This window comes from Achromobacter sp. Root83 (assembly GCF_001428845.1).
In the GTDB taxonomy this organism is placed as follows: Bacteria; Pseudomonadota; Gammaproteobacteria; order Burkholderiales; family Burkholderiaceae_B; genus Achromobacter.
Genome location: NZ_LMIU01000013.1, coordinates 1 through 23,208 on the forward strand (window position 1 = coordinate 1; position 23,208 = coordinate 23,208).

Annotated in this window: 18 protein-coding genes, 1 tRNA gene and 1 pseudogene; 4 read left to right on the forward strand and 16 right to left on the reverse strand. The window is 62.2% G+C overall.

The genetic code is table 11. The features are described 5' to 3' along the window. From ASE30_RS15605 to ASE30_RS15625, 5 genes are all read right to left on the reverse strand, one after another. A partial coding sequence (locus tag ASE30_RS15605; RefSeq protein ID WP_033453371.1) for a GTP-binding protein occupies positions 1–98 on the reverse strand: 98 nt, incomplete at its 3' end. Positions 99–175: 77 nt separating this feature from the next. Then, on the reverse strand, positions 176–2,278 hold the full coding sequence (gene fusA, locus ASE30_RS15610) for an elongation factor G (RefSeq protein ID WP_057285222.1): 2,103 nt from the start codon (positions 2,276–2,278) through the stop codon (positions 176–178). Between the two features lie 18 nt (positions 2,279–2,296). Beyond that, on the reverse strand, positions 2,297–2,767 hold the full coding sequence (gene rpsG / locus ASE30_RS15615; RefSeq protein ID WP_057285223.1) for a 30S ribosomal protein S7: 471 nt from the start codon (positions 2,765–2,767) through the stop codon (positions 2,297–2,299). 167 nt (positions 2,768–2,934) lie between these two features. Beyond that, positions 2,935–3,312 (reverse strand): 30S ribosomal protein S12, encoded by a 378-nt coding sequence (rpsL, locus tag ASE30_RS15620; protein ID WP_005017264.1) that lies wholly within the window; start codon positions 3,310–3,312, stop codon positions 2,935–2,937. A 509-nt stretch (positions 3,313–3,821) separates the two neighbouring features. Beyond that, positions 3,822–4,523, reverse strand: a complete 702-nt coding sequence (locus ASE30_RS15625; protein WP_057285224.1) for a response regulator transcription factor — start codon at positions 4,521–4,523, stop codon at positions 3,822–3,824. 261 nt (positions 4,524–4,784) lie between these two features. Between ASE30_RS15625 and ASE30_RS15630 the strand changes: the two genes are divergently transcribed. Genes ASE30_RS15630 through ASE30_RS15640 form a run of 3 tightly spaced genes read left to right on the forward strand, consistent with a single transcriptional unit; the run spans position 4,785 to position 8,955 of the window. Continuing rightward, positions 4,785–5,501, forward strand: a complete 717-nt coding sequence (locus ASE30_RS15630) for a response regulator transcription factor (protein ID WP_057285225.1) — start codon at positions 4,785–4,787, stop codon at positions 5,499–5,501. A 33-nt stretch (positions 5,502–5,534) separates the two neighbouring features. Continuing rightward, a complete protein-coding gene (locus ASE30_RS15635) occupies positions 5,535–6,641 on the forward strand; it encodes a FecR domain-containing protein (RefSeq protein ID WP_057285226.1) in 1,107 nt (368 codons plus the stop codon). A gap of 10 nt (positions 6,642–6,651) precedes the next feature. Beyond that, complete coding sequence (locus ASE30_RS15640; RefSeq protein WP_057285227.1) at positions 6,652–8,955, forward strand: CHASE2 domain-containing protein; 2,304 nt, start codon at positions 6,652–6,654, stop codon at positions 8,953–8,955. Between the two features lie 51 nt (positions 8,956–9,006). Here ASE30_RS15640 and ASE30_RS15645 read toward each other — a convergent pair whose 3' ends face one another. Continuing rightward, positions 9,007–10,278, reverse strand: a complete 1,272-nt coding sequence (locus ASE30_RS15645; RefSeq protein ID WP_057285228.1) for a hypothetical protein — start codon at positions 10,276–10,278, stop codon at positions 9,007–9,009. A 154-nt stretch (positions 10,279–10,432) separates the two neighbouring features. On the opposite strand from ASE30_RS15645, the gene ASE30_RS15650 reads away from it, so the two are divergent. Beyond that, entirely contained in the window at positions 10,433–10,828 is a 396-nt protein-coding gene (locus tag ASE30_RS15650) for a TssQ family T6SS-associated lipoprotein (protein ID WP_057285229.1), read from the forward strand. A gap of 125 nt (positions 10,829–10,953) precedes the next feature. Here ASE30_RS15650 and rpoC read toward each other — a convergent pair whose 3' ends face one another. The 10 genes and pseudogenes from rpoC to ASE30_RS28565 all read right to left on the reverse strand — a co-directional run. After that, positions 10,954–15,198 (reverse strand): DNA-directed RNA polymerase subunit beta', encoded by a 4,245-nt coding sequence (gene rpoC, locus ASE30_RS15655; RefSeq protein WP_057285230.1) that lies wholly within the window; start codon positions 15,196–15,198, stop codon positions 10,954–10,956. Next, positions 15,198–19,310: a DNA-directed RNA polymerase subunit beta gene (gene rpoB, locus ASE30_RS15660; protein ID WP_057285231.1), complete on the reverse strand. Its 4,113-nt coding sequence runs from the start codon at positions 19,308–19,310 to the stop codon at positions 15,198–15,200. The genes rpoC and rpoB overlap by 1 nt, the downstream gene beginning before the upstream one ends. Before the next feature lie 161 nt (positions 19,311–19,471). Next, entirely contained in the window at positions 19,472–19,852 is a 381-nt protein-coding gene (gene rplL / locus ASE30_RS15665) for a 50S ribosomal protein L7/L12 (protein ID WP_006227008.1), read from the reverse strand. A gap of 81 nt (positions 19,853–19,933) precedes the next feature. Next, on the reverse strand, positions 19,934–20,458 hold the full coding sequence (gene rplJ, locus ASE30_RS15670) for a 50S ribosomal protein L10 (RefSeq protein WP_057285232.1): 525 nt from the start codon (positions 20,456–20,458) through the stop codon (positions 19,934–19,936). Positions 20,459–20,731: 273 nt separating this feature from the next. After that, positions 20,732–21,433: a 50S ribosomal protein L1 gene (gene rplA / locus ASE30_RS15675; RefSeq protein WP_057285233.1), complete on the reverse strand. Its 702-nt coding sequence runs from the start codon at positions 21,431–21,433 to the stop codon at positions 20,732–20,734. A 2-nt stretch (positions 21,434–21,435) separates the two neighbouring features. Beyond that, complete coding sequence (gene rplK, locus ASE30_RS15680) at positions 21,436–21,867, reverse strand: 50S ribosomal protein L11 (protein ID WP_046806050.1); 432 nt, start codon at positions 21,865–21,867, stop codon at positions 21,436–21,438. Between the two features lie 63 nt (positions 21,868–21,930). Next, positions 21,931–22,464, reverse strand: coding sequence for a transcription termination/antitermination protein NusG (gene nusG, locus ASE30_RS15685; protein WP_025141329.1), 534 nt, complete (start codon positions 22,462–22,464; stop codon positions 21,931–21,933). Between the two features lie 9 nt (positions 22,465–22,473). Beyond that, positions 22,474–22,854, reverse strand: coding sequence for a preprotein translocase subunit SecE (gene secE / locus ASE30_RS15690; RefSeq protein WP_057285234.1), 381 nt, complete (start codon positions 22,852–22,854; stop codon positions 22,474–22,476). A 64-nt stretch (positions 22,855–22,918) separates the two neighbouring features. Next, positions 22,919–22,994: transfer RNA gene (locus ASE30_RS15695), tRNA-Trp, on the reverse strand. 115 nt (positions 22,995–23,109) lie between these two features. Continuing rightward, positions 23,110–23,208, reverse strand: a pseudogene (locus ASE30_RS28565) (elongation factor Tu); the annotation flags it as partial.

Consider the following 23,208-nt stretch of genomic DNA (forward strand, 5'->3'; position numbering starts at 1 on the left):
GTGATAGCTGCCGTCAACGTCGTTTTGCCGTGGTCAACGTGACCAATCGTACCCACGTTCACGTGCGGCTTGGTACGTTCAAACTTGCCTTTTGCCATGATCTCTATCCTTTAACTTTCAAGGAAACTTGATTTCTGCCAGGGCCGCCCGGCTGGGCGGACCTGACAAGGGTTATTTACTTGGCCCGAGCGGCGATGACTTCGTCAGCGACGTTCTTGGGAGCCTCGGAGTAATGCTTGAATTCCATCGTGTACGTGGCACGGCCTTGCGTCAACGAACGCAGGTTCGTGGCGTAACCGAACATCTCGGCCAGGGGAACTTCAGCCTTGATGGTCTTGCCGCCGCCGACCATGTCGTCCATGCCTTGAACCATGCCGCGACGCGAGGACAGATCGCCCATCACGGTGCCAGCGTAGTCTTCGGGCGTTTCGACTTCAACGGCCATCATCGGTTCCAGCAGCACGGGGCTGGCCTTGCGCAGACCTTCCTTGAACGCCATGGAGCCGGCCATCTTGAACGCGTTTTCGTTCGAGTCCACATCGTGGTACGAACCGAAGAACAGCGTGACCTTGACGTCGACGATCGGGTAGCCAGCCAACACGCCCGAAGGCAGCGTTTCCTGGATGCCCTTGTCCACCGCGGGGATGTATTCGCGAGGAACCACACCGCCCTTGATGGCGTCCACGAATTCGTAGCCGCCGCCAGGAGCCAGGGGCTCGACCTTCAGCACCACGTGACCGTACTGGCCACGGCCGCCCGACTGCTTGACGAACTTGCCTTCAACTTCGTCGCAGGTCTTGCGGATGGTTTCACGGTAGGCCACTTGCGGCTTGCCGACGTTGGCTTCAACGCCGAACTCACGCTTCATGCGGTCGACCAGAATTTCCAGGTGAAGCTCGCCCATGCCGGAAATGATGGTTTGGCCGGATTCTTCGTCGCTGCGCACGCGGAACGACGGATCTTCCTGAGCCAGACGCGACAGCGCCAGACCCATCTTTTCCTGGTCAGCCTTCGACTTCGGTTCCACGGCCTGCGAAATCACGGGCTCCGGGAAAATCATGCGTTCGAGCAGGATGTGGGAGTCGATGTCGCACAGCGTTTCGCCGGTGGTCACGTCTTTCAGACCCACCACGGCGGCGATGTCGCCTGCCAACACTTCCTTGATTTCTTCGCGGTTGTTCGCGTGCATCTGCAGAATGCGGCCGATACGTTCCTTCTTGCCCTTGATGGGGTTGTAGACCGTATCGCCCGACTTCAGGACGCCCGAGTAAACGCGCACGAAGGTCAATTGACCCACGAACGGATCGCTCATCAGCTTGAATGCCAGAGCCGAAAACTTCTCGCTGTCGTCAGCCGAACGCTTGACGGGATTGCCGTCGTCGTCCATGCCGTCGACCGGGGGAATATCCACGGGCGAAGGCAGGTAGTCGATGACGGCGTCCAGCATGCGTTGCACGCCCTTGTTCTTGAACGCGGTGCCGCACAGCATCGGCTGGATTTCGCCAGCGATGGTGCGTTGACGGATGGCCAAGTTGATTTCGGCTTCGTCCAAGGAACCCGTTTCCAGGTACTTGTTCATCAGCTCTTCCGACGACTCAGCGGCGGCTTCAACCAGCTTTTCACGCCATTCGTTCGCCAGACCTTCCAGCTCGGCCGGAACGTCCTTGTAGTCGAACTTGGTGCCTTGGCTGGCTTCGTCCCAAATGATCGCCTTCATCTTGACCAGGTCGACCACGCCTTGGAACGTGTCTTCGGCGCCGATGGGGATGACGATCGGCACGGGATTGGCGCGCAGGCGGTTCTTCAGCTGGTCATAGACCTTGAAGAAGTTGGCGCCGGTGCGGTCCATCTTGTTGACGAAGGCCAGACGCGGCACGCCGTACTTGTTGGCTTGGCGCCACACGGTTTCGGACTGGGGCTGAACACCGCCCACCGCGCAGTAGACCATGCAAGCACCGTCCAGGACGCGCATGGAACGTTCCACCTCGATGGTGAAGTCCACGTGTCCCGGGGTGTCGATGATGTTGATGCGGTGCTCGGGGTAGTTGCCGGCCATGCCACGCCAAAACGCCGTCGTAGCAGCCGACGTAATGGTGATGCCACGCTCTTGCTCTTGCTCCATCCAGTCCATGGTGGCTGCGCCATCATGCACTTCGCCAATCTTGTGATTGACGCCGGTATAGAACAGGATACGTTCGGTCGTGGTGGTTTTCCCTGCATCGATGTGCGCAGAGATACCAATGTTGCGATAGCGCTCGATCGGGGTTTTGCGGGCCATGGTGGATTAGTCCTTAAATTACCAGCGGAAATGGCTGAAGGCCTTGTTGGCCTCTGCCATCTTGTGCGTGTCTTCGCGCTTCTTCATCGCGGCGCCACGACCTTCGGAGGCGTCGATCAGTTCGCCAGCAAGACGCAGATCCATCGACTTCTCGCCACGCTTCTTGGCGGCTTCACGGAGCCAACGCATAGCCAGGGCCAGGCGGCGCACGGGGCGCACTTCAACCGGCACTTGGTAGTTGGCACCGCCAACGCGGCGGCTCTTCACTTCGACGATCGGCTTGATGTTGTTGATCGCCAGGCTGAAAACTTCGATCGGCTCTTTGCCGGTCTTGGTTTGCACTTGCTCGAGGGCGCCATAGATGATGCGCTCGGCGACGGCCTTCTTGCCGTCCAGCATGACGACGTTCATGAACTTGGCGAGTTCGACGCTGCCGAACTTGGGATCGGGCAGAATCTCGCGCTTGGGTACTTCGCGACGACGGGGCATTGTTGCTTCCTTGTGTCTGTTCAGTTGAACCGTGTTTCATTACACGGCCATGGCCGCCCATTGGGACGACCCCTTACGTGCCGCGCACCTTCCCATCATCTGGACGGCGCGGTCGCACTTCCCGGGTGACGGACTTCCGCCACAAGGGGGGTACTGCTGACTCGTTATTAAGCCTTCTTCGGGCGCTTGGCGCCGTACTTCGAGCGGGCTTGCTTACGATCCTTGACGCCTTGCAGGTCGAGGGAACCGCGCACGATGTGATAACGCACACCGGGCAAGTCCTTCACACGACCGCCACGCACCAGGACGACCGAGTGCTCTTGCAGGTTGTGGCCTTCACCGCCGATGTACGAAATGACTTCGTAACCGTTGGTCAGACGCACTTTGGCAACCTTGCGCAGAGCGGAGTTCGGCTTCTTGGGGGTGGTGGTGTACACGCGAGTGCACACGCCGCGGCGTTGCGGGCAGTTTTCGAGCGCGGGGCTCTTGCTTTTGATGATGCTGACTTCGCGCGGCTTGCGCACGAGTTGGCTAATGGTAGGCATGACCTTTGAAATCCCTTTTACGTACCACTGGTAAGTACTTACGTACTCGTCTCCTCAAGACTGTTCTATCGGAGAAGGCAGTTCGCGCAAAACCGCCTCAAACGTTCGTATACGTAAAAGAGCGGGCTTGCCAACAAACCATGACAAACGCACAAAACCTGATGCAGCGGGGAGCAGTCGGACTGATGGAACCGGGAACAAAAGGCTCGTGACGCACCTTGGTTTCCGGTCCCTGAACTGTTTACCCTTCGGCGTACGGATTTTGCGCGCGAAATAAAGCAGTAAGCCCTTTAGCATAACTGACATCGGGGCGTACTGTCAAAGTGTTTTGTAAGCGCAGCAAGGTGGCGCATTGGCGCCAGAAGCCTGCCTTTTAAGCGCTGCTGGCGAAATTTGGGGGCACGTATGGCGAAAATACGGGACACAACGGGCACGCAACGGAGATGCGGCGGCGCGCGCCGGGCTCCCGTTCCACGATCGCAGGGTGTCGAGTGTACTCGCGTCAGGACCTATTGGTCGGTGAACAGGTAGCCGCTGCCGTAGACCGTGCGGATCGGCAGCAACACGCCCGCCTGCTCGGCCTTGCGGCGTAGACGGCTGACGATGACGTCGATGCTGCGTACGCTGCTGGAGCGCGCGCCGCCCCCTTCAACCCGCAATTCGTCTCCGAGCGCATCGCGGCCGACGGTCCTGCCCGCCACTTCAAGCAGCGCGCGCACGATCAGGCGCTCGTTGGCCGACAGCGACAGGGTCGTTCCTGTGGGCGCCGCGAGCGTCCAGCCCTGGTCGCGCAGTTCCCATTGTGCCGCGCCAGTGCTTTCAGGCGGCGCCAGGTCCGCGGGCGCGGGCAGGCGGCGCGCCAGGGAAAGCAGGATGCCGGCAAGTTCCCGCGGGTCCTGGGGGTCAGGCAGGCACGCATCGGCGCCGCTCTGCAGACAACGCAAGCGACCGTCCACAGACATATTGCGACCCATCACGACGATGCCCAGGGGCGCCGACCCCTGCAGGCGCGCCACCAGGGCGTAGCCGATTTCGCCCGCGGTGCCGATGTCGAGGGCCACGGCATCGAAATGGTCCCCGCCGAGCAGTCCGAACAATTCAAGAGAGGTAGAGCAGCCACGGGCCGAGATTCCCGCAAGCAGCAATGTGGACACCGTCGCACTGCGGGCGACTTCGTCCGGGGACATCACAAGTACGCGCAATTGATTCATATCTGTTCCGTTCCGCAATCCCGCCCCTTGCTCCGCCTGCTGTGTCCGCGGCTGGTGAAATGGTTGAGACAGTGTGGCGCGGTGTTACGCAACAACTCCAGTCAAGATTCGTCAACTTTGCAATGTTTGACAGTTCTTGCCATAACGTAGCCAGCAGCCACGTTGCCCGAGTTATCATTCGTTTACACAAATTTCCCCATCCTCTTGCAACGCGGCGCGATTAGGGCGCTTGCGTCGCATACCCTCCCGAGAACTTGTTTGATGAAAATCGCGTCGCTGGAAGATGACCTCGACCAGGCTCGTCGCATCCAGCAAGTTCTGACCGCCGCTGGATACACCTGCACCAGCTATCACCAGAGCCGGGACCTTCTGGCCGCCCTGCGTACCGAGATGTTTGATCTGGTCCTGCTGGACTGGCATCTGCCCGATATCGACGGGGACGACGTGGTCCGCTGGCTGCGCGCCAACATCGGCGCTCGCATCCCCGTCATTTTCCTGACCAACCGGTCCAGCGAGGATGACCTGGTGGAGGGGCTGCGCTCGGGCGCGGACGACTACATCGTCAAACCCCTGCGCCCCCTGGAGCTGTTGGCTCGCGTAGCCGCCCTGCTGCGGCGCAGCCAGATCGCGGAACCGGCCAGCGATACGTTCGAAGTCGCACGCTACCGAATCGAGCCCGCGGCGCGCGCCATTTCCCTGGACGGCGCCGCCATCGCGCTGGCGCCGAAGGAATACGAGCTCGCGCTGCTGTTTTTCCGGAACCTGGGCCGGCTGATGTCGCGTGACGTCCTCGCTGAGTGCGTCTGGAACCGGGAAATTCCCGCCACGTCACGCACGCTGGACACCCATTTGTCGAACATCCGGCAAAAGCTGCAATTGCGTCCCCAGCATGGCGTGCGCCTGACATCCTCTTATGCGCTTGGATACCGGCTGGAACTGGTCAGCCCGTCCGAAGACAGCCAGACGCCAACGCCCTAGCGCGTCGCACGAATCTCTGGAGAACCGATTGCCATGAGCCGCTTCCGCGCGCTTTCTCTGCTTGCCCTGCTTTCCTGGCTCACGCTAAGCGCGCCGGCGAATAGCCAGCCCGCCGGCTCGTTGGGCGAGGACTTCATCTATCGCGTCCGCCACGGCGATACCCTGATCGAGCTCGCTGCCCAGTACACGCGCAACCAGGGCAACTGGGGTCAACTGCAAAAGCTGAATGCCATCGTGACGCCCGAGCGCCTGCCCATCGGACTGGAATTGCATATTCCCCTGTCGATGATTCCGGTGCGCGACGCGCTGGCGCGGGTGGTGCACGTCAGTGGCCAAGCCGATTCGAACGGACAAGCGCTGCAGCCGGGAACCCCCGTGAAGGAAGGCAGCACTGTTGTCACCGCGCCCAACGGCTTTGTCACTTTGGAGCTGGCCGACGGCTCCAAGCTCACCCTGCCCTCCGACGGCGCGGTCGAGTTGACGCGTCTGCGTCAATTCGAGGGGACCGCGCTGACCGATTCGGTCATCAATGTGAGGCGCGGCAGCGTGGAATCGTCCGTGGCTCCTGGCGGTAAGGGAGTCGGCCGTTTCGAGGTCCGAACGCCGGTCGCCGTCACTGGCGTGCGGGGCACGCGCTTCCGCGTGCAAAGCGGCGCGCAGGGCGTGCACAGCGAGGTGCTGGAGGGCAGCGTCAGGCTGCAGCCCCATGCACCCGGCGCGACGCCGGCCAAGCCCGTTGCCATTGCCGAAGGCTACGGCGCGGCGATCGGCGCCGACGGCAATGTATCGGACGTGCGGCCGCTTCTGCAGGCGCCACGGCTGGGCAAACCCGTGCGCGCCGGCAGCGGCTGGACCAGTCCCTTCGCCCCGGTTGCCGGCGCGCAGAAATACCTGGTGCGCGTGTCGCGGGATGCCGACGGCTCCCTGCCCGTATCGTCTGCCAGCTTTCCCGGCAACGACATTCGCTTCAGCGCCCCCGGACCCGGCACCTTCTACGTATCGGTGCGCGCCGTCGACAGCCTGGGCTTGCACGGACAGGACGCGGTCGAGACCTTCGAAGGCGCGAATTCGCTGATGACTTCGTTCGGCCTGAGCGTTGGCAGCGGCTCCGGCGGACTCGTAACGCTGACCGACTACTAGAAGCCGCTTCATGGCCGACGCCACCGACTCCCAGGACCGGCCCTCCCGCTCAGGGCTATGGCTGACGGTGGCGCTGGCTGCGTTCGCCGCGCTATTGGGTTCGTTCAACGGGCTGGGCCGGCTCGATCAGGTCTTTTACGATCGCGCGGTCATGATGACGGGACGCGCCCCCGACCCCGGCATCATGATCGTGGCGATCGACGACGCGAGCATTGATGCGCTCGGACGCTGGCCCTGGAGGCGTGCGATCCACGCAGCGCTGCTCGACCGCCTGAGCGGCGCCCGCGCCGTGGGCGTGGACCTGATCTTCGCGGAACCGGACACCACCAACCCGGGCGACGATCTCATTCTGGCCGACAGCATCCGGCGCAACGGACGCACCGTGCTGCCGGTGGTGCTGGACCGTCTCAGGAATCCGACCGCCATAGGCTTGCCCATCCCCGCGTTGGCCACGGCCGCGGCCTCGACCGGCTTCATCAACGCCCTGATCGATCCCGACGGCGTGGTGCGCGAAGCCGAACTCACGACCCAGTTCGCCGGGGATCGCAGAAACCATATGGCGATCTCGATGCTGGAGGTCGGCGGTGAATCGGCGCAGGCACAGCGGCTGCTCGAACGCGCCGATTCGCAGGGCCGGATTCTGATCCCCTATTCCGGTCCGCCCGCCCACACGCGCACCGTGTCATACCTGTCCGTGCTGCGCGGCGATCTGCCGCCCGAGGAGCTGCGCGGGAAATATGTGCTGGTGGGGGCATGGGCCACGGGGCTGGGCGACAACTACCCCACGCCGGTATCGCACGATGTCAGCGGCATATCGGGGGTCGAGATCGTCGCCAACATCCTGCAGGCCGCGCGCGCCGACATCGCCTACCAGCGTCCGCCGTCCTGGGGGAATGCGCTGTTCGCCGTGCTGCCCGTCCTGCTCGCCTGCCTCGCATTGTGGCGCCTGTCTCCCAAACAGGCGCTGCTGGTCAGCATCGCGCTCGTCGCAGGCATCGTACTGGCCGCCTGGCTGCTGCTGGCTTATGGCTACCTGTGGTTTGCGCCGACGGCGGCGTTGGCCGGCGTGGCGCTGTGCTACCCGCTATGGAGCTGGCGCAGCCAAGAGGCGGCGTTGCGCTACATGGACAACGAGCTGCGCCGCCTGCAACGTGAATATCCGCCCATCCTCAATGAAGCCCGCGTTCAATCGGCCGGCCCCACGGCTTCACTGGAAAGCCGGGTGGGCGAATTGCGGCGGGCATTGGAGCGCGTGCGCAACCTGCGGCGATTTCTGGCAGACGGCCTCGATGGAATGCCGGATGCGACCCTGGTTTTCGATCAGGAGGGGCGCATGCGATTCCGCAACCAAGCTGCCATTCTGTATTTCCAGCGGCTGGGCATACGGCCTCCCCGCGTTGGCGGCCCGGCTGCCCACCTGCTCGAAAAGACCATCTCCGATGAGGCCGCGAGGCTGCGCGTGGCCAAGGCGCTAAGCGGTCAACACCCGGCCGAGGCCGCGTCGCCCTGGAGCGCCGGGCTTGAGGTACGCGACCACGCCGGACGCGACCTGATCCTGAAATGCGTTCCGATCCACACGGCCGAGGGCAATTTCGCCGGCACCGTGGCCACGCTGACTGACATTTCCCGCATCCGCCAAGCCGAACGGCAACGCGAAGAGACCTTGCGCTTCATCTCTCACGACATGCGCGCTCCTCAAAGTTCGATCCTGGCGCTCGTGGAGATGACGCGGGATGCGGAAGCGCCGGACAACCAGAACGGCACCCTCAAGCGCATCGCAATGTTGGCCAACCGCACCCTGCGCCTGGTCGATGACTTCGTCCATCTGACTCGCGCGGAGTCCATGGCGATCGGCTCGGCGGAACTGGACCTGGGCAGCCTGCTTCAGGACGGTGTCGATGATTTCTGGGCTTCCGCCAGTCAACGCAATCTTGTGCTGGAGGTGACGACGCCGCTGCCTGCCGCATACACCCGCGGCGACCAGACGCTGCTGATGCGCGCCTTGTGCAACCTCATCGACAACGCGGTCAAGTACAGTCCCGCCGGCACTCGCATCGACTGCGGCATCGAGGAAGAACCTGGCTTCTGGCGGGTAAGCGTGCGCGATCAGGGCCAAGGCATTGCGGCGGAGGATATCGCTCGCCTGTTCGAACCCTTCTCGCGCGTGGGCGTCGAGCGCCGGGGCGATGTAGGAGGCGCGGGCCTGGGGCTCGCTTTCGTGCGTACCGTAGCCGAACGCCACGGGGGATCTGTCGAGGTCCGCAGCGAGCCGGGCGCCGGTTCGGTCTTTACGCTGCGCTTGCCCCGCGCGTAGCGGGCACACCGGACGCCTGGAGCTGCCGCCGGCCTGTTCGGCAAGACGGCCCTACTGGAAGGTATGCGAAAGAACGGCGGCCTTGCCCGCCTTGACCTCGAGCGTCGTGCGAAATGGCGGTAGATCCGCATTGCGAAGCACGACCTGATATTTGCCGGGTATCAGCTTTATTTCCTTCACCGGAGGGCTGATGCCGCGCGCCACGCCGTTGACCCACACTTCTCCCCAGGGACGGATATCCAGGCGCACGCTGACCGGAACCGGCTTGGGCTTCGGGGCGTCTTCCGAGGCGACGGACGCCTGCGGCGCCGCCGACGCGGCCGTGGGTGCCAGCGGCGGCGCCGCGGGCTGGGCCGCAGCGGGATCGGAAGGATTCACGGGTGCCCCCAACGGAGCCTCCGTGGCGTTCAGGGTCGGGGACGGCAAATCGCCGGGAGCCTGAGAGGCCGGAGGCGGCTGAACCGCGGCCGGTGCTGCGGCCGGTGGAACGGGCTTGGGCAGGGGATGCACGGCTGGGGGGTTGGGCTGCACGACCTCGGAACGCGTGATCAGGGCATTGGGTGTTCCCATGCCCGACTGGACCCAGGCATAGACTCCCACGCCCACGAGCGCCACGATCAGCAGCAGCGCCAGCAATGGCCGGCGCTTGCGGGCAGCCTGGTCTGCCTCCGCCATGCCCGCAGCCGGCGCCGCGATGCCCGCACTCTCGGCGGTATCGGCGGCGGCCGGGGCCGTTTCGGTATAGGTTTCCACGCCCAACAAGCCCGCCAACTCGGCCAACGTCTGCGGCCGGTCCTGCGGATTCATCGACAGACCCGAATCGATGGCGCGAAGGAAGTCCTGGCCATACTTCGCCAGCCCCAGCGATGCCAGGGGTTCATAGGTATCCCTGGCCCGGCGTTCGGGCGCCGGCGTCGGCCGGCTGCCAGTGACGAGCGTATGCGCCACGGCGCACAGGGCATAGATGTCGGTCCAGGAACCGCGCGGCCATTCCATCGAGTCGGTGTACATCTCGAATGGCGCAAAACCCGAGGCCGGCGTCCTGCTGGCGCGGCGCGAACGCGCAACAACCAGTTCGGGCAGCAGATGCGCGCGCGCGCCCTCGTCCATGCCCACGGTTTCAAGGGAAATATCGCCGCAGATTTCTCCCTGTGCATGCAGGGTGACGAGCGAAGGCAGCAGATCCGACAAGAGCCGCTTGATGCGCGATTCCGGCACGCCTCCGGCCGCGCTCGCGGCAATGGCGCTCAAGGGGCGCAATGCCAGCGGCGCGGCGCCTGAGAAGGGGCCACGCGGCGTCAACAGGCCGGCGGAAGAAGACATGATCGAAGCTGCGCCAGGGCGCCAATAACGGGTTGAGGGCTGATAGGCGGAATATTATCCAATCCGCAACATAAGGACATTGCCGAAAATGTCCGAGCGCATCAGGCTGTGGCACGATAGCGTACCGCCACACCACTCTACATCTTTGGAAGCCATGAAAATTCGCGTTCTGAGCAGCCTGCTCGGTGTATCAGCCCTTCTGGCTGGTTGTGCCGGCATGAATACCCTTCAGCCCGAAACTCCGCCGACCGCCGAAGCACTGGACCAACTGCAGCAGGTGCGGGACCAATACAGCGCCGGCCGCTATGGCGAGGTCATCCGCAACGTCGCCACTTCGGACACGTTGGCCTCCTCATCCAAGGCGGTGCGGATCGAAGCCTACAAGCTCCAGGCTTTCAGCTATTGCGTCACGCGCTATACACAGCTTTGCGAAGACAGCTTCGCCCGTATCCTCAGCCTGGACCCCGCTTTTGAACTAGCCGCCAATGAAGCCGGCCATCCGGCCTGGGGCCCTGCCTTCCAACGCGCCCGCGCTCAGGCGGTGAAATAGTCCGCCTGCACCCTTCCCTGCGCGGGTGATAAAAAAAGGCCGCTGATTCGCATCAGCGGCCTTTTTGCTTTCAGGCTTCCCCGTGCTGGAACCGCGCACGGGGAACCTGTCCGGGGGGGTTCCGCTTATTCGGCGGAATCCTCGGTGCCGACGTCGGAGGCCGGGGCATCCGCGTCCGAGCCCACCGTGACCGGCGAGTCTTCGAACGGGTTGGCCTGCTGGCGAGCGGCTTCGCGTTCCGCCGCCTCCAGTTCTTCCTTGTCGCGGCGTGCGTGGTGGTAAGCCAGGCCGGTACCCGCCGGAATGAGGCGGCCGACGATGACGTTTTCCTTCAAGCCGCGCAGGTCGTCGCGCTTGCCCATGATGGCGGCTTCGGTCAGGACACGGGTGGTTTCCTGGAACGAAGCGGCCGAGATGAACGAGTCGGTCGACAGCGAGGCCTTCGTGATACCCAGCAGCACGTTGTCGTAGGAAGCCGGACGGCGATCTTCAGCCGTGACGCGGTCGTTCTCGTTCAACAGCTCGGAGCGCTCGACCTGCTCGCCCACGATGAAGTCGGTATCGCCGGCATCGACGATGTTCACACGGCGCAGCATCTGACGAACAATCACTTCGATGTGCTTGTCGTTGATCTTCACGCCTTGCAGACGGTACACGTCCTGCACTTCGTCGACGATGTAGGTCGCCAGCCTCTCGATGCCTTGCAGACGCAGGATGTCGTGGGGATCGGCCGGGCCGTCCACGATCATTTCGCCCTTGTTCACGACTTGGCCGTCATGCACCAGAACCTGCTTTTCCTTCGGAATCAGGAACTCGTGGCTCACGCCTTCCAGGTCGGTGATGACCAGACGCTGCTTGCCCTTGGTGTCCTTGCCGAACGAAACCGTGCCGGTAACGTCGGCGAGCATGCCGGCGTCCTTGGGCGAACGGGCTTCGAACAGTTCGGCCACGCGCGGCAGACCGCCGGTAATGTCGCGGGTCTTTTGCGATTCTTGCGGAATACGCGCCAGAACTTCACCCACGGCAACCTGCAGGCCGTCGCGCACGGTAATCAGCGCGCCCACCGGGAACGAGATGTTCACCGAGTGATCGGTGCCGGCGATCTTGACGTCCTCGCCGCTCTCGTTGACCAGCTTGATCTGCGGACGCATGACGATCTTGCCGCCACGGGTCTTCGGCGTGATGACGACAAGCGTCGACAGGCCGGTGACTTCGTCCACCTGCTTGGCAACGGTCACGCCTTCTTCGATGTTCTCGAAGCGGACGGCACCGCCGTATTCCGACACGATCGGACGAGTCAGCGGATCCCACGTGGCCAGACGGGCGCCGGCCTTGACGGTGTCGCCGTCACCCACCAGCACGGTTGCGCCGTACGGGATCTTGTGGCGTTCTCGTTCGCGGCCGTTGTCGTCGAAGATCGCCAGTTCGCCGGAACGCGAGATCGCAACGCGTTCGCCCTTGGCGTTCGTGACATAGCGCATCGTGCTGGCAAAACCAACAACGCCGCTCGACTTCGTTTCCACGGCGCTGGCCAGCGCCGAACGCGATGCCGCGCCACCGATGTGGAACGTACGCATCGTGAGCTGCGTGCCCGGCTCGCCGATGGACTGGGCAGCGATAACGCCGACTGCTTCGCCCTGGTTGACCGGCGAACCACGACCCAGGTCGCGGCCGTAGCAGTGTGCGCACAGGCCATGACGCGTTTCGCAGGTCAGCGGCGTGCGGACCTTGACTTCGTCCACGCCGATGCGGTCGATGGTGTCGACCAGGTCTTCGTCCAGCAGGGTGCCGGCGACGATGGCCGTTTCCTGCGTGTCCGGGTTGACGATATCCACAGCAGCCACACGGCCCAGGATACGGTCGCGCAACGGCTCGATGACTTCGCCGCCTTCGACCAGGGCTTTCATGTTGTAGCCCTGCGAAGTGCCGCAGTCGTCTTCGGTGATGACCAGATCCTGCGTCACGTCGACCAGACGGCGAGTCAGGTAACCCGAGTTCGCGGTCTTCAGTGCCGTATCGGCCAGACCCTTACGCGCGCCGTGAGTGGAGATGAAGTACTGGAGTACGTTCAGGCCTTCACGGAAGTTCGCGGTAATGGGCGTTTCGATAATGGAGCCGTCCGGCTTGGCCATCAGGCCGCGCATACCGGCCAACTGGCGAATCTGGGCGGCCGAACCGCGGGCGCCCGAGTCAGCCATCATGTAGATGGAGTTGAACGATTCCTGGCGCACTTCCTCGCCGTGACGGTTGGTCACGGGCTCGGTGGCCAGTTGTTCCATCATCGCCTTGCCGACCTTGTCGCCGGCCTTGCCCCAGATGTCCACCACGTTGTTGTAGCGTTCTTGGGACGTGACCAGACCCGACGAGTACTGCTTGTCGATTTCCTTCACTTCGCGGCTGGCTTCGGCCAGGATGCCTTCCTTGGCGGTCGGGATCAGCATATCGCCCATGGCGATCGAGATGCCGCCGCGCGTGGCCAGCTTGAAGCCGGACTGCATCAGCTTGTCGGCGAAGATCACGGTGTCGCGCAGGCCGCAACGGCGGAACGACTGGTTGATCAGGCGCGAGATTTCCTTCTTCTTCAGTGCCTTGTTCAGCACCGTGAAGGGCAGGCCCTTCGGCAGGATCTCGGACAGCAGCGCACGGCCGACCGTCGTCTCGTGACGACGGATCACCGGTTGCCATTCGCCAGCTTCGTCGCGCTCGTGTTCCTTCAGACGCACGGTGACGCGGCTTTGCAGTTCGACTTCGCCGTTGTCGTAGGCACGCTGAACTTCAGCGACGTCGGTGAAGAAGATGCCTTCGCCGCGGCCGTTGATGCGCTCACGCGTCGTGTAGTACAGACCCAGCACGATATCCTGGGACGGCACGATCGACGGTTCGCCGTTGGCCGGGAACAGCACGTTGTTGGACGCCAGCATCAGCGTGCGCGCTTCGAGCTGGGCTTCCAGCGACAGCGGCACGTGGACAGCCATCTGGTCGCCGTCGAAGTCGGCGTTGAACGCCGCGCAAACCAGCGGGTGAAGCTGGATGGCCTTGCCTTCGATCAGGACCGGCTCGAACGCCTGGATGCCCAAACGGTGCAGCGTGGGCGCACGGTTCAGCATGACCGGGTGTTCGCGGATGACTTCTTCCAGGATGTCCCAGACCACCGGTTCCTGGCTTTCCACCAGCTTCTTGGCAGCCTTGATGGTCGTGGCCAGGCCCATCATCTCCAGACGGTTGAAGATGAACGGCTTGAACAATTCCAGGGCCATCAGCTTGGGCAGGCCGCATTGATGCAGCTTGAGCTGCGGACCCACCACGATGACCGAACGGCCCGAGTAGTCGACGCGCTTGCCCAGCAGGTTCTGACGGAAACGGCCGCTCTTGCCCTTGATCATGTCGGCCAGCGACTTGAGCTGGCGCTTGTTGGCGCCCGTCATGGCCTTGCCACGGCGGCCGTTGTCCAGCAGCGAGTCGACGGCTTCCTGCAGCATCCGCTTTTCGTTGCGCAGGATGATTTCCGGCGCCTTGAGCTCCAGAAGGCGCTTCAAGCGGTTGTTGCGGTTGATGACGCGGCGGTACAGGTCGTTCAGGTCGGAGGTCGCGAAGCGGCCGCCGTCCAGCGGCACCAGCGGACGCAGGTCCGGCGGCAGCACGGGCAGCACTTCCATGACCATCCACTCGGCCTTGATGCCCGACTTCTGGAAGCCTTCCAGCACCTTCAGGCGCTTGGAGATCTTCTTGATCTTGGCTTCCGAGCTGGTGGCCTTCAGTTCGCCGCGCAGCGTTTCCACTTCGCGGTCGATGTCGATGGTGCGCAGCAGTTCGCGCACGGCTTCCGCGCCCATCAGGGCACGGAAGTCGTCGCCGTATTCCTCGGTCTTGGCGAGGAAATCGTCATCCGACATGATCTGGCCGCGCTTGAGCGGAGTCATGCCGGGTTCGATCACGCACCAGGCTTCGAAATACAGAACGCGTTCGATGTCGCGCAGGGTCATGTCGAGCACCATGCCCAGACGCGACGGCAGGCTCTTCAGGAACCAGATGTGCGCGACGGGGCTGGCCAGCTCGATGTGGCCCATGCGTTCACGGCGAACCTTGGCGACGGTAACTTCAACGCCGCACTTCTCGCAGATCACGCCACGATGCTTCAGGCGCTTGTACTTGCCGCACAAGCACTCGTAGTCTTTGATCGGGCCAAAGATCTTGGAGCAGAACAGACCGTCGCGCTCAGGCTTGAACGTGCGGTAGTTGATGGTCTCGGGCTTGCGAACTTCGCCGTAAGACCACGAACGGATCTTCTCGGGCGAGGCGATGCCGATCTTGATGGCATCGAATTGCTCGTCTTGCGAGACTTGCTTAAAGAGGTCGAGTAGCGCTTTCATTAGTTACGCTCCAAATCCATGTCCAGGGCCAACGAGCGGATTTCCTTGACCAGCACATTGAACGATTCCGGCATGCCGGCATCGATGACGTGGTCGCCCTTGACGATGTTTTCGTAAACCTTGGTACGACCGTTGATGTCGTCCGACTTCACCGTCAGCATTTCCTGCAGGGTGTAGGCGGCGCCGTATGCTTCCAGCGCCCACACTTCCATTTCCCCGAAACGCTGACCGCCGAACTGCGCCTTGCCACCCAGCGGCTGCTGGGTCACCAGCGAGTACGGGCCGGTGGAACGCGCGTGCATCTTGTCGTCGACCAAGTGATGCAGCTTCAGGTAGTGCATGTAGCCGACAGTCACGGGGCGCTCGAATTTCTCGCCCGTGCGGCCGTCGAACAGCCATGCCTGCGTACGCGAAGGCGTCAACGCCATGCGCGCGGCGACGTCGTCCGGATAGGCCAGTTCCAGCATCGTGGTGATTTCCTCTTCGGTGGCGCCGTCGAAGACGGGCGTCGCGAACGGCACGCCGTTCTTGAGGTTCTGGGCCATTTCCATGACTTCTTCGTCGGTCAGCTCGTCGATGCGCGCACCCGTGCCGGTCGTGTTGTAGACCTTGTCCAGGTATGCGCGGACGTTCTTGACCTGCGCCGTGCGCTCGTCGCGCAGCAGATCGGCAATGCGGTGGCCCACACCCTTGGCAGCCCAGCCCAAGTGAACTTCCAGCACCTGGCCGACGTTCATCCGCGAGGGCACGCCCAGCGGGTTCAGAACGATGTCGGCCGGCGTGCCGTCAGCCATGTGCGGCATGTCTTCCACCGGGGTGATACGCGAGACCACGCCCTTGTTGCCGTGACGGCCTGCCATCTTGTCGCCAGGCTGCAGACGACGCTTCACGGCCAGGTAGACCTTGATCATCTTCAGCACGCCCGGGGGCAGTTCGTCGCCCTGCGTCAGCTTCTTGCGCTTCTCTTCGAAGGCCAGATCAAACTGGTGACGCTTCTGCTCGAGCGATTCCTTGGCCTGTTCCAGCACGACAGCGTGCGGCTCGTCGGCCAGACGGATGTCGAACCACTGCCAGCGGTCCAGATCAGCCAGGTAAGCCTTGGTGATCGTGGCGCCCTTGGCCAGCTTGCGCGGGCCGCCGTTGACGGCCTTGTTGACCAGCATCTTTTCGATACGGTCGAACTGGTCGTTTTCAACGATGCGCAGCTGGTCGTTCAGGTCCTGGCGATAGCGGCGCAGTTCATCGTCGATGATGGACTGGGCGCGCTTGTCGCGCACGATGCCTTCACGCGTGAACACTTGCACGTCGATCACGGTGCCGGTCATGCCCGAAGGCACGCGCAGCGAGGTGTCCTTAACGTCGGACGCCTTTTCACCGAAGATGGCGCGCAGCAGCTTTTCTTCCGGCGTGAGCTGGGTCTCGCCCTTCGGCGTGACCTTGCCCACCAGCACGTCGTCGGCGCTGACTTCGGCGCCGATGTACGTGATGCCGGAATCGTCCAGGCGGTTCAACTGCGTCTCAGCCAGGTTGCTGATGTCGCGGGTGATTTCTTCCGGGCCCAGCTTCGTGTCGCGCGCGACAACCGTCAGTTCCTCGATGTGCACCGAGGTATAGCGATCATCCGCCACAACCTTTTCGGAGATCAGGATCGAGTCTTCGAAGTTGTAGCCGTTCCAGGGCATGAACGCGATCAGCATGTTCTGACCCAGGGCGAGTTCGCCCAGGTCGGTCGATGCGCCATCGGCCAGCACGTCGCCCTTGGCAACCTTGTCGCCACGCTTGACGATAGGACGCTGGTTGATGTTCGTGTTCTGGTTGGAACGCGTGTACTTGATCAGGTTGTAGATGTCGACGCCGACTTCGCCCGCGACGTTTTCTTCGTCGTTCACGCGAATCACGACGCGCTCGGCATCAACGTGATCGACCAGGCCGCCACGCAGTGCTTGAACGGTGGTGCCCGAGTCAACGGCCACGGTGCGTTCGATGCCCGTACCCACGACCGGCTTTTCCGGACGCAGGCAAGGCACGGCCTGGCGTTGCATGTTGGCGCCCATCAGTGCGCGGTTAGCGTCATCGTGTTCCAGGAACGGAATCAGCGATGCGGCGACCGACACGATCTGCGACGGAGCAACGTCCATGTAGTGCACGTTGGCCGGTGCGGTCAACATCGTTTCGCCGGCTTCACGGCAAGCGACCAGGTCATCGACGAACTTGCCATCTTCGTCCAGCGCGGCGTTGGCCTGCGCAATGACGTAGTGGCTTTCTTCGATGGCCGACAGGTAATCGATCTGCTCGCTGACGCGGCCATCGATAATCTTGCGGTAAGGCGTTTCCAGGAAGCCGTACTCGTTCAGACGAGCGTACAGCGCCATGGAGTTGATCAGACCGATGTTCGGGCCTTCCGGCGTTTCGATCGGGCAGACGCGGCCGTAGTGGGTGGGATGCACGTCGCGGACTTCAAAGCCGGCGCGCTCGCGGGTCAGACCGCCCGGGCCCAATGCGGAAACGCGACGCTTGTGCGTGATTTCCGACAACGGGTTGGTTTGGTCCATGAACTGCGACAACTGGCTCGAACCGAAGAACTCCTTGATGGCTGCCGAGATCGGCTTGGAGTTGATCAGGTCGTGCGGCATCAGGTTTTCGGTCTCGGCCTGGCCCAGACGTTCCTTGACGGCGCGCTCGACGCGCACGAGGCCGGCGCGGAACTGGTTTTCGGCCAGTTCGCCGACGCAACGCACGCGGCGGTTGCCCAAGTGATCGATGTCATCGATCTGGCCACGGCCGTTACGCAGCTCAACCAGCACCTTGATGGTTTCAAGGATGTCTTCGTTGGTCAGCGTCATCGCGCCGGTGATGTCTTCACCACGGCCCAGACGGCTATTGACCTTCATGCGGCCAACGCGCGACAGGTCGTACGTGTCTTCGCTGTAGAACAGACGCTGGAACAGCGCTTCCACCGCTTCTTCGGTGGGGGGCTCGCCAGGACGCATCATGCGGTAGATGGCAACGCGCGCGGCCATCTGGTCGGCGGTTTCGTCGGTGCGCAGCGTTTGCGAAATGTACGGACCACGGTCCAGGTCGTTCGTGTAGAGCGCCTGAATGTCATGCACATTGGCGGCACGCAGCGCGCCAAGCACGCTTTCCGTGACTTCGTCGTTGGCGTTGGCAATGACTTCGCCGGTATCTTCGTCAACGATATTCTTGGCCAGCACGCGGCCGTACAAGAAGTCTTCAGGCACGGAGATACGCTGGATGCCGGCGGCAGCCAGGTCGCGCAGATGCTTGGCATTGATGCGCTTGTCTTTTTCGACGATGACCTTGCCATCGCGGTCCGAAATGTCGAAACGGGCCATTTCGCCCTTCCAACGTTCCGGCACGAATTCCATCATTGCGCCTTCGCTCTTGAGTTCGAAATTATCGAAGTCGAAGAAGTTGGCCAGGATGGATTCCGGCGTCATTCCGATGGCCTTGCACAGAATCGTGACAGGCATCTTGCGACGGCGGTCGACACGGAAGAACAGAACGTCCTTCGGATCGAATTCGAAGTCCAGCCACGAGCCGCGGTAAGGAATCACGCGGGCCGAGAACAGGAGCTTGCCGGAGCTGTGCGTCTTGCCGCGGTCGTGTTCGAAGAACACGCCAGGCGAACGATGCAACTGCGACACGATGACACGCTCGGTGCCATTGATGACAAAGGAACCCGTGCCCGTCATGAGCGGAATTTCGCCCATGTAGACTTCTTGTTCCTTCACTTCCTTCACGGTAGGCTTGCTGACTTCGCGGTCAAGCAGCACCAGGCGGACCTTGGCTCGCAGGGGCGAGGCATAGGTCAGGCCACGTTGCTGACATTCCTTGACATCGAACACCGGTTCGCCGAGCACGTAGCTCACGAACTCCAAGCGCGCCATACCGTTGTGACTAACGATCGGGAAAATCGACGAGAACGCCGCCTGCAAACCGTCGGCTACGCGATCGGACGGGGCGGTATCCGCCTGCAGGAAAGTTAGGTAGGATTGAAGCTGTGTCGCCAAAAGGAAAGGAACGTTTTGAACGTCTTCACGCTTGGCGAAGCTTTTGCGGATGCGCTTTTTTTCGGTGTACGAGTAAGGCATGAGCACTCCGACTCGAGGTTACATGGGCCGTCAACCACGGCCCCGGGTGATACGACTCCAGGAAACCCCACTGAATGGGCCTGCCCCCAGTAGGGGTTTCCTGGAAACGCAAAAGCCCGGGGACTGCAAACTGTGCTGTCCCCGGGCAGTTGACGCAGGTCTTACTTGACTTCGACCTTGGCGCCAGCTTCTTCCAGCTTCTTCTTGGCGGCTTCGGCGTCAGCCTTGGCCACAGCTTCCTTGACGGGCTTCGGAGCGCCGTCGACCAGGTCCTTGGCTTCCTTCAGACCCAGACCGGTCAGCTCGCGCACGGCCTTGATGACGCTAACCTTGTTCGCGCCGGCTTCCAGCAGGACGACGGTGAACTCGGTTTGCTCTTCAGCAGCGGCGGCAGCGCCACCAGCGGCGGGAGCAGCGACAGCGACAGCAGCGGCAGCAGCCGACACGCCGAACTTCTCTTCCATTTCCTTGATCAGCTCGGACAGCTCGAGCACGGTCATGCCAGCGATGGCGTCAAGGATTTCAGCTTTGTTAAGTGCCATTTTTCAGAACTCCAAATATTTTGGTAATGCCAGGGTTTGGGTGTCGCTTCGTCGTTCAGCGAATTCCGGACAGCAGGGCGATTAGGCCGCTGCCTTTTGGTCGCGCACGGCCGCGAGGCCACGAGCGAACTTGGTCGGAACTTCGTTGAGCGTACGCACGAATTGCGCGATGGGGGCTTGCATGGTGCCAAGCAGTTTCGACAGCAACTCTTCGCGCGAGGGCATGGTGGCCAGAGCCTTCACACCTTCTTGGGTCAGCAGGTTGTTGGGCAATGCGCCCGCCTTGATGACCAGCTTGTCGTTGCTTTTCGCGAAACCTGCGATGACCTTGGCCGCCGAAACCGGATCAGTGCTGATGCCATAGATCAGCGGACCGGTCAGTTGCTCAGCCAACGGCTCGAAAGCCGTGCCGGCAACAGCACGACGGGCCAGCGAGTTCTTCAGAACACGCAGATACACGCCCGATTCACGCGCAGTTTTGCGCAGTACGGTGACAGAGGCGACGTCCAGACCACGGTACTCAGCGATAACAATCGATTGCGCCTTGGCGACTTCCGCCGAGACTTCCTCGATTACCACCGCTTTCTCTTGACGATTGAGACTCACGGTTTGAACACTCCATCAAAAGACGCCTGGGGCCTGAGCCTTGCGCGTCAACCGAATGCGGCGCCTGGTCGAGTTCTTCGTGTAAAGAAATCTTCCTGGGGACGCCGTCTACGCTGGATCCGGACTGTGTGAGCTCCGGGATTAAGCGGGGCAGCGGGGATGCTGCTTTCCATACGGAAGGGAGAACCCTTCCACTGCCCTGCTCCAGCGGTCTTTGACAGCAACATCCGGAGGAATCCGGATGCAGCCCAAAGTACGTTTACTGCTGTTGGCTTAGTTGGAAGCCGACAGCGAGGCAATTTCCACGCGCGCACCGCCGCCCATCGTGGACGAAACGGCGAGCTTGCGCAGGTAAATGCCCTTGGCAGCTGCGGGACGAGCCTTTTGCAGGGCGTCGACCAGAGCGGCCAGGTTGGATTGCAGCTGTTCCACGCCGAACGACGCGCGGCCGATCGTTGCGTGGATGATGCCAGCCTTGTCGGTGCGGTACTGAACCTGACCGGCCTTGGCGTTCTTGACAGCGGTGGCGACGTCCGGCGTCACGGTACCGACCTTCGGGTTCGGCATCAGGCCACGGGGACCCAGGATCTGGCCCAGGGCGCCCACGACACGCATCGTGTCGGGCGAGGCGATGACGACGTCAAAGTCCATTTGACCGGCCTTGATCGCGTCGGCCAGGTCGTCCAGACCGACGATGTCGGCGCCAGCGGCCTTGGCGGCTTCAGCCTTGTCGCCTTGGGCGAACACGGCCACGCGGACCGACTTGCCGGTACCGGCGGGCAGCACGACCGAACCGCGGACCAGTTGGTCCGACTTCTTCGGGTCGATGCCGAGCTGCACGGCCACGTCAATGGATTCATTGAACTTGGCGACGGCGGTATCCTTGACCAGGGTCAGGGCTTCAGCGACCGGGTACAGCTTGGTGCGGTCGATCTTTTGCGCAATAGCGGCTGCGCGCTTGGACAACTTTGCCATGATTAGATCCCCTCAACCGTGATGCCCATGCTGCGGGCGCTGCCAGCGATCGTGCGCACAGCGGCGTCCAGATCAGCGGCGGTCAGATCGGGGCCCTTGGCCTTGGCGATTTCTTCAGCTTGCGCGCGGGTCAGCGTGCCGACCTTGTCGGTATGCGGCTTGGGCGAACCCTTCTGCACGCCGGCGGCCTTCTTGATGAGGACCGTCGCGGGCGGGGTCTTCATGATGAAGGTGAAGCTCTTGTCCGCGAAGGCGGTGATCACCACCGGAATCGGCAGACCAGGCTCCATGCCTTGGGTCTTGGCGTTGAACGCCTTGCAGAATTCCATGATGTTCAGGCCGCGTTGACCCAGTGCCGGGCCAATCGGGGGGGAGGGGTTAGCCTTACCAGCCGGTACTTGCAGCTTGATAAAGCCGACGATCTTTTTCGCCATGCTTTGCTCCTTGCGGGTTATAACGCCCCGGCCTGTGTGGCCGCGGCTCCCCGGGGGTTAGATTCAGGTCTTTTCGACCTGGCTGAAATCGAGTTCGACAGGCGTGGCGCGACCAAAAATGGTGACAGACACGCGAACCTTGCTCTTTTCGTAATTGACTTCTTCGACGTTGCCGTTGAAGTCTGCAAACGGACCTTCCTTGACCCGAACCATCTCGCCCACTTCGAACAGAATCTTGGGGCGGGGCTTCTCGACACCCTCTTCCATCTGGGAGAGGATCTTGGCGACTTCCTTTTCGGAAATCGGGGTCGGACGATTACCCGAGCCACCCAAAAAGCCGGTGACGCGGTTGGTGTTCTTGACCAAATGCCACGTTTCGTCGGTCAGGTCCATTTCAACCAGGACATAACCAGGGAAAATACGGCGTTCGGTGATCGACTTCTGGCCACCCTTGACCTCGACGACTTCTTCGGAGGGCACAAGGATCTGGCCAAAAGACGTTTGCAGGCCCGCGCGCTCGATACGCTCGATCAGGGCCTTGTGTACGCTTTTTTCCATGCCGGAGTACACATGGACGACATACCAACGCTTACTCATTTGCCGTCCTTATTTCCAGCCCAGCAGCAGGCCGTAGAGAATCCATTCGATGCCCTTGTCGAGCACCCACATGAAAATGCCCATGACCGCCACGAACGCGAAAACGATGCCCGTCATCTGGGTCGTTTCCTTGCGGGTGGGCCACGCGACACGCTTGACTTCGTTGTAGGACTCGCTGGCAAAGCTCAGGGTGCGGCGGCCGGGTTCGCTGAACCACGCGATTGCGGCAGCGATCACAAGGCCGCCGACGAACACGCCGACACGAGCAGGCATCGGCTGTGCGCTAAGCACTGAAAACCCCACGATGCCAGCAATAACGACGAGAACCGCCAGTCCGAGCTTGACCCGGTCGGCGGTACTGGTTACGGTTTCTACGCTGGTATTAGACATATTGCGACGCGAGCCGCCGTGAATGCGTAACTCGCGATGATCTCCCGCGGGTTTATCCTGGCGGTGGCAGGGGCAGTAGGAATCGAACCTACAACCTTCGGTTTTGGAGACCGACGCTCTGCCAATTGAGCTATGCCCCTAAACACTTTGCACTGATCCCGCCTGCATTGGCTTGCGGAACCATACATAGTACTACTTTTACAGCAAAGATGGATAGAGGGGCTTAAGGGCCCACTCTACCCATCCGGGTATTGCTTACTTCAGGATCTTGGCGACGACGCCGGCGCCGACGGTACGACCGCCTTCACGGATGGCGAAACGCAGACCTTCTTCCATGGCGATCGGAGCCAGGAG